At 71.9% G+C, this 7,337-nt stretch carries 5 protein-coding genes; 2 read left to right on the top strand and 3 right to left on the bottom strand.

What is annotated here, in order from left to right; all coding sequences use genetic code 11:
- Window positions 1-60: 60 nt before the first annotated feature.
- Window positions 61-1,407 carry a nucleobase:cation symporter-2 family protein gene (locus tag VGD70_RS29060; protein WP_331086916.1) on the bottom strand — a complete coding sequence of 449 codons (1,347 nt, stop codon included), beginning with the start codon at window positions 1,405-1,407 and terminating at the stop codon, window positions 61-63.
- A gap of 127 nt (window positions 1,408-1,534) precedes the next feature.
- Between VGD70_RS29060 and VGD70_RS29055 the strand changes: the two genes are divergently transcribed.
- Entirely contained in the window at window positions 1,535-2,755 is a 1,221-nt protein-coding gene (locus tag VGD70_RS29055) for an MFS transporter (RefSeq protein WP_331086914.1), read from the top strand.
- A 155-nt stretch (window positions 2,756-2,910) separates the two neighbouring features.
- Here the strand turns inward: VGD70_RS29055 and VGD70_RS29050 are convergent, their stop codons facing one another.
- Together VGD70_RS29050 and lipA are read right to left on the bottom strand one after the other, a co-directional pair.
- Window positions 2,911-3,585: a DedA family protein gene (locus VGD70_RS29050; RefSeq protein WP_331086912.1), complete on the bottom strand. Its 675-nt coding sequence runs from the start codon at window positions 3,583-3,585 to the stop codon at window positions 2,911-2,913.
- 124 nt (window positions 3,586-3,709) lie between these two features.
- On the bottom strand, window positions 3,710-4,714 hold the full coding sequence (gene lipA, locus VGD70_RS29045) for a lipoyl synthase (RefSeq protein ID WP_331086910.1): 1,005 nt from the start codon (window positions 4,712-4,714) through the stop codon (window positions 3,710-3,712).
- A gap of 68 nt (window positions 4,715-4,782) precedes the next feature.
- Here lipA and VGD70_RS29040 point away from each other — a divergent pair.
- Window positions 4,783-7,337: M14 family zinc carboxypeptidase (locus VGD70_RS29040; protein ID WP_331086908.1), on the top strand; the 2,555-nt coding region annotated here is incomplete at its 3' end.

Raw genomic sequence — 7,337 nt, 5'->3', positions numbered from 1 at the left:
AGCGCCGGGCGGTACTACAACGCGAGCATCAAGCCCAACTACGAGTATCGCCAGCTCTGATCACGGGCGGAGCGCCTCGGCTCGTTCGCGGAGTGAGGGGCGGCGGCCGTGGTTGAACAGGATGTTCAGCAGGATCGCGGTCAGGCAGCCGGCGCTGATGCCGGACTCCATGATCGTCCGGAACCACAGCGGGAAGTGCCCGTAGATCGTCGGCGCTGCCACCGGCACGAGCCCCACCCCGAGGGACACCGCCACCACGATCAGGTTCCCGTTGTCGGCGAACGAGACGCCCGACAACGTGCGGATCCCGCTCGCCGCCACCGTGCCGAACATCGCTATTCCCGCGCCGCCGAGCACCGGCATGGGAATCGCGGCGACCAGCTCACCCAGCACGGGCAACAGGCCCAGCACCACCAGGATCCCACCGCCGAACGCGACCACGTACCGGCTGCGCACCCGGGTCAGCCCGACCAGGCCCACGTTCTGCGCGTACGCCGTGTACGGGAACGTGTTGAACACCCCGCCCAGCACCGTCGACAGGCCGTCCGCGCGGAGGCCGTCGGCGAGGGCGGCGGCGGTCGGCGGGCGGTCGACCAGCTCGCCGACCGCGAGGATGTCGCCGGTCGTCTCCGTCATCGTCACCAGGGTGACCACGGCCATCGACACGATGGCGGCGACCTCGAACGTCGGGAGTCCGAAGTGGAACGGCGTGCTGACGCCGAAGACGGCCGCGTCGCCGACGCCGGAGAAGTCCGTGAAGCCGAACGGGATCGCCACGAGCGTGCCGAGCACGATGGCCAGCAGCACCGAGATCCGGCTCAGCATCGGCGGCGCGAAACGCTGGATCAGCAGCACTATCAACAGCACGACCGCGGCCAGCGCCAGGTTGCGCGGCTCCCCATAGGAGGGCGCGCCGACGCCGCCGGCCGCCCAGTTCACCGCCACCGGCAGCAGCGAGACACCGATGATCGTGATCACCGTGCCGGTCACCAGCGGCGGGAAGAAGCGCAGCAGCCGGCCCCAGGCCGGCGCCAGCAGGATCATCAGCAGACCCGACACGATGACCGCACCGTAGATCGCCGTCAGGCCGCCGCCGGTCGTGCCGATCAGGACCATCGGGGTGACGGCGGCGAACGTGCAGCCCTGCATCAGCGGCAGCCGCACCCCGAACCGCCAGAAGCCGAGGCACTGGATCAGCGTGCCGACCCCGGAGACCAGCAGGTCCGCGCCGATCAGGTACCCGATGTCGGCCTGCGACAAGCCCATCGCGTTGCCGACGATCAGCGGCACCGCCACCGCTCCCGCGTACATCGCCAGCACGTGCTGCAGCCCGAGCGCGGCGAGCTGCCCGAACGGCGGCACCCGGTCGACCTCGTGCTCGGCGATCCGACGTCGCAACAACTTCACGCGACGCACATAACCGCCCACGGTCCGGGAGTGTCAATGGGAAACCGGGAAGGAGACACGGTGTTAACGGTTGACGCGGCGGGACCGATTGGTGACGTGGGGTAGCAACCCACTTGGGGGTGCTCGTATGCAGATCGCGCCGGCCCGGACCACCGGCGGACGGCGGGGGATGGCGTTCCTCGTCTCCGCCGTGTCGGTCTCCAACCTCGCCGACGGGATCGGCAAGACCGCGTTCCCGCTCCTCGTCGCCAGCATGACCCGGGACCCGCTCGTCATCGGCGCGCTCTCGGCCGTCGCCTTCGTGCCCTGGTTGCTCTTCTCGATGGCCACCGGCGTGCTGCTCGACCGGGTCGACCGCAGGAAGGCCCTGGTCACCGCCAACCTCGCGCGGGCGGGGGTCATCGGGGGGCTCGCCGTCCTGATCGGCGTCGACGCCGCGGCGATCTGGGTCGTCTTCGTCGCCGCGCTGCTGGTGGGGACCGCGGAGACGGTGGCGGACAGCGCCGGCAACGTGCTCATCCCCAGCGTCGCCGGGCGGGACCGGCTCGACCGGGCCAACGGGCAGGTCCAGGCCGCCGAGGTGCTCGGCCAGGCGTTCCTCGGACCGCTGGCCGGCAGCCTCACGTTCGCCGTGTTCGCGGCCTTCCCGTTCCTGCTCAACTCCGTCGGCTTCGCGCTCGCGGCGGTGCTGCTGGTCGGCATCGCGGGCGCGCACCGGCCGGTCCACCTGCCCGGCCCGCGGCAGAAGACCAACCCGGCCCGCTGGCTGCGCACCAGCCCGCTGATCCTGCGCCTGATGCTGATCGCCGCGGCCATCAGCCTCACGTCCGAGCTCGCGGTCAACCAGCTCGTCCTCTACGTCCTCGAGGACCTGCACCTCACCGAGAGCATGTTCGGCGTCTTCGCGGCCGCGTCCGGGGTGGGCGGTCTCCTGGGCGCGGCGGCGGCGCCCCGGCTGCTCACGAGGATCCCGCGGCGCACCGTCCTCATCGCCGGCATCGGCCTGACCGGCGCCAGCTTCACCGCCATGGGACTCACCAGCGAGGCCGCGGTCGGCGCCACCCTCTTCGGCACCTTCGCCCTGGCCGTCGTCGCGATCAACGTCGTCATCGCCACCGCCCGCCACCTCGCCGTGCCGGACGGCCTGCTCGGCCGCGTGCTCGGCGTCTGGCGCACGGTGGTCTGGGGCGCCATCCCCGTGGGCGCGCTGCTCGGCGGCGTGCTCACCCACCTGCTCGGCAGCCCGAGCGCGACGTTCCTGGTGTCCGGCGTGCTGCTGCTGACCGTGTGCGCGCTGGCGATCCCCGCGTTGCGGCCCTTCACGAAGGACCTGCGAGCCGAGGACTAGTCCGCCTCCCCGGGATTAAAAGTGTGCGTTGCGTCCCAGCGAATAGTGCGGGTGTCGAGGTGGGTGGTGGCTGGGTGCCGTCACGGTCCCCTGAGGTTCCGGCGGTCGGCGCAGGACCTCACCCGATGATCTACGAGACAGGCCTTAAGCCGCGGCTAGGCCGGCTCGAACTCCGGGTCGGCGTCGTCGATCGGGGTTGGTGGGACCAGCAGTGCCCGGCGGGCCTTGCGGCGCTTGCGGACCACGATGGTGACTGCCAGCACCAGCAGCAGGCCGCCCACGACGAACGCGCCGCCCGTGGTGATGATGCCCTCGATGCGCTTGGCCGCCTCGCCCAGGGCCGCGCCGATCGCGATGTGCATGGCCGACCAGCAGGCCGCGCCCGCGACCACCGCCGGCAGGAACTTGCGGTACGGCAGGCCCGACGTGCCGGCCGCGGCCGGCGTCAGCGTGCGGACCACCGGCAGGAAGCGGGCGAAGAACACCGCCCACGCCCCGCGCCTGCGCAGGATGCCGGTGGCCTTGTCCCACCCCTCGGTGCCGTACTTCTGGATGATCTTCGTCTCGCGCAGGGCCGGGCCGAACCGCCGGCCGATGAAGAAGCCGATCGAGTCACCCAGGCCGGCGCAGACCGTGACGACCGCCCACAGGACGAGGAACCGCTGCGCGGTGTCCACTGTGGTGGCCGCGATCAGCAGGCCGCCCTCGCCCGGCGCGATGAACCCCAGGCCGATCGTGCACTCGGCGAACACGAGCGCACCCGTGGCCCCAACCAGTGCTGGCTGCGGCAAGGCCTGCAGCCATTCCAGGACATCGGTCAGCAACGCCACACCCGGCTCCCCTCCTCGACGACCGCCCCCTGCGGCCGCACCGCGGTCAGTCTCGCAGTTGGACAGAGCCTGGCACATCAGGGTTCCCACGAAATCCACCCGGGGGATGGACCGGGGATCACCCTCAGTGCCTACTTAGGAGCGCACTGATCTCCTGGCTGGCCGGGCCGGCCTCCGCGAGGTGCCGCAGCGCCTCGGGGACCTCCTCGCCGCGGTGCGCGATGGCCTGCGCGTAGAGCCGGCCGGCGCGGTAGGACGAGCGCACGAGCGGCCCGGCCATGACCCCGGCGAAGCCGATCCGCTCGGCGGACTCCTTGTGGGTGAGGAACTCCTCGGGCTTGACCCACCGGTCGATCGGGTGGTGGCGCAGCGAGGGCCGCAGGTACTGGGTGATCGTGATGATGTCGCAGCCCGCGTCGTGCAGGTCCCGCAGCGCCGCCTCGACCTCCTCCGGCGTCTCGCCCATGCCGAGGATGAGGTTGGACTTGGTGACCAGGCCGAACTCGCGGGCCCGGCTGATGACCTCGAGCGAGCGCTCGTAGCGGAACGCCGGCCGGATGCTCTTGAAGATCCGCGGCACGGTCTCGAGGTTGTGCGCCAGCACCTCCGGCCGGGCGCCGAAGACCTCGGCGAGCTGGCCGGGGTCGGCGTTGAAGTCGGGGATGAGCAGCTCGACGCCGGTGCCCGGGTTGAGCGTGTGGATCTGCCGGACGGTCTCGGCGTAGAGCCACGCGCCGCCGTCGGCGAGATCGTCGCGGGCGACGCCGGTGACCGTGGCGTACCGCAGGCCCATGGCCTGGACGGACTCGGCGACCTTGCGCGGCTCCTCGCGGTCGAGCGCGGCGGGCTTGCCGGTGTCGATCTGGCAGAAGTCACACCGCCGGGTGCACTGCTCGCCGCCGATGAGGAAGGTGGCCTCGCGGTCCTCCCAGCACTCGTAGATGTTGGGGCAGCCGGCCTCCTCGCAGACCGTGTGCAGGCCCTCCCGCCGCACCAGGCCCTTGAGCTCCCGGTACTCCGGGCCCATCTTGGCGCGGGTCTTGATCCACGACGGCTTCTTCTCGATCGGAGTCTGGCTGTTGCGCACCTCGAGACGCAGCAGCTTCCGCCCTTCGGGAGCAATGGTCACCACAACAGGCTACGCCGCCCTTGACGGGAGTGATCCACGCCGGATATGCACGTCCTGCCCTGCTACGAGTGGAGGACTTCCCCGTGCTCACCCGCTCCCGAAGACACCGCATCCTGGCCGTGCTGACCGCGGCCGCGGTCGCCGTGACCTCGCTCACCGTGCCCGCCGCCGCCGCGCCCGCTACCGCGCCCGACACCCGGGGCGGCCCGCGGGAGGACGCGCCGGCCAACGGCGCCGACCGCAACGCCGTCGCGGCCACCGACCCCACCGCCGCCCGCGCCCGGGTGGCCGTCGCCACCGGCGAGAACAAGGTCGGCACCCGGCAGGGCTACCCGAGGCAGACCCAGCTGCGGGTCTACCCCGAGGACCCGTCGGACAAGACGATCAAGCTCGGCCTCACCCCGTACCACGCGATCGCGCCGAGGCTGAACGCGCTGCAGGCGCGCAGCGACCGGGTGTCCGTCGAGGTCGTCGGCGAGTCGGGCCTCGGCCGTGACCTCTACCAGGTCACGCTCACCGCGCCGGAGCGCGCGTCGGAGACCCGCCAGCAGGAGGCCTGGCGCGCGCTGATCGAGAACGACCCGGCCCGCGCGGCCCGCGACAAGCGGATCGACCGCGAGTACAAGGCGCCGGTGTGGATCAACAGCAACATCCACGGCAACGAGTGGGAGGGCACCGACGCGGCACTGCGCCAGATCTCCTACCTCGCCACCACCCGGGACCCGGCCGCGCGGCGGCTGCTGGAGCACAGCCGGATCTACTTCAACGTCACCGCCAACCCCGACGGCCGGGTGGCCGGGACCCGGGCCAACGCCAACGGGTTCGACATGAACCGCGACTTCGCCACCAGCACCCAGCCGGAGAACCGCGCGATGCGGGACATGATCATCGACGATCAGCCGGTGGTCATGCTCGACGAGCACGGCTACGTGGACGGCACGCTGATCGAGCCGACCGGCCCGCCGCACGGCCAGAACTACGACTTCGACCTCTACATCAAGCACGGCTACGCCAACGGCCTGGAGATGGAGAAGGCCGTGCAGAGCCTCGGCTACCCGGAGGCGCAGAACGTGGTCGTGCCGTTCCGCGACCTGCCGCCGGGCGAGTGGGACGGCTGGCCGCCGATCTTCACCGCGCAGTACGCGATGTACCACGGCGCGGTGTCCTACACCATCGAGATCCCCTTGCAGGTCAACAACAGCGCCTACAACACGCTGCCGGTCGAGGAGCTGCGCAGGCGCGCGGCGATCAACACCGACGTGTCCGAGGCGACGATGCGGACCACGCTCGACTACACCGCCGCGCACCGGGTCGAGCTGGTGGACAACCAGATCGAGATCTTCCGGCGCGGCGCCGCGGGTGAGAAGCAGCGGTACATCCCCGACGGGTTCGTGCCCGGCTTCGGCCCGGAGGACCGGTTCACCACCGAGTTCCCGCGCGCGTACGTGATCCCGGCCGGCTCGACGCAGCGGTCGGCGACGGCCGCGGCCCGGCTGGTGGACCACCTGGTGGCCCACGACGTGCGGGTGCGCCAGGCCACTCGTGGGTTCTCCCTCGGCGGGCACACCTACCCGCCGGGGTCCTACGTCGTGGACATGCACCAGCCGAAGCGTGGGCTCGCCAACGTGATGCTGGAGACCGGCAAGGACCTCTCGGCGAACGTGCCGGTGATGTACGACATCGCCGGGTGGAGCCACCGGCTGCTGTGGGGCGCGTCGGTCGACATCGTGCGCAACGGCGACCTGCGGGTGCCGACCAAGCCGGTGGTGGCCGCGTCGCCGACCGGCGGGGTGGACGCGGCGCCGGGCCGCGACCTCGCGCTGCGCGTGGTGGACGGCAAGGACGCGAGCGCGGTCAACGACCTGCTGGGCCGGGGCATCGAGCTGCACCGCCGGTCCGACGGCACGGTGGTCGTGCCGGCGGCCGCGCGGCCCGCGGCGGGCGAGGTCGCCGACCGCTACGGCGTCCGGTTCACCACGGCGTCCGCCGGTGCGCCGGGCGCGGTGCTGACCCGGCTGACGGTGGCCGCCGCGGTGGCGGCGGACGAGCTGTTCGCCTTGCGAGAGATGGGCTTCGACGTGCGGCCGGTGTCCACGGCGGTGCTCAACGGCGGCTACGACCTGTCCGGGGTGGACGTGCTGATGGTGTCCTCCGGGCTCCGGTTCGACCAGCTGCAGCCGGCCGCCAGAGCCGAGGTCGAGGAGCTGCTCGGCCGCGGCGGGGTGGTCACCCGCGGCGCGACGGGCTCGCGGTTCAACGCCGACGCCGGGCTGCTGCCGGTCACCGCGGTGCCCGGCCGAGGCGACGCGAACGGCGTGGTCACCGTGTCCAACGCGGACGCGGAGGTCCTCGCCGGCTCGATGCCGACGTCGTTCGTGTACTCGCCGCAGTGGTTCACCGGCCTCGGCCAGGGGGTCACCGTGGAGCAGCGGTACGCGAGCGGCAACCCGCTGGTCGCGGGCCACTGGCGGCCCGACGACAACGGCACCGGCGGGCCGGACGCGGCCTCCGGCCAGGCGGCCGTCGTGTCCGGTGTGGACGAACGGGGTGCGCGGGTGCTGATGTTCGGCACCGAGCCGATGTTCCGCGCGCATCCGAAGGGCCTGTTCGCGCAGGTGGCCAA

The sequence above is a fragment of the Actinophytocola sp. genome, from assembly GCF_036402745.1.
GTDB lineage: Bacteria > Actinomycetota > Actinomycetes > Mycobacteriales > Pseudonocardiaceae > Actinophytocola.
This window is presented reverse-complemented; position numbering and strand designations above follow the sequence as displayed.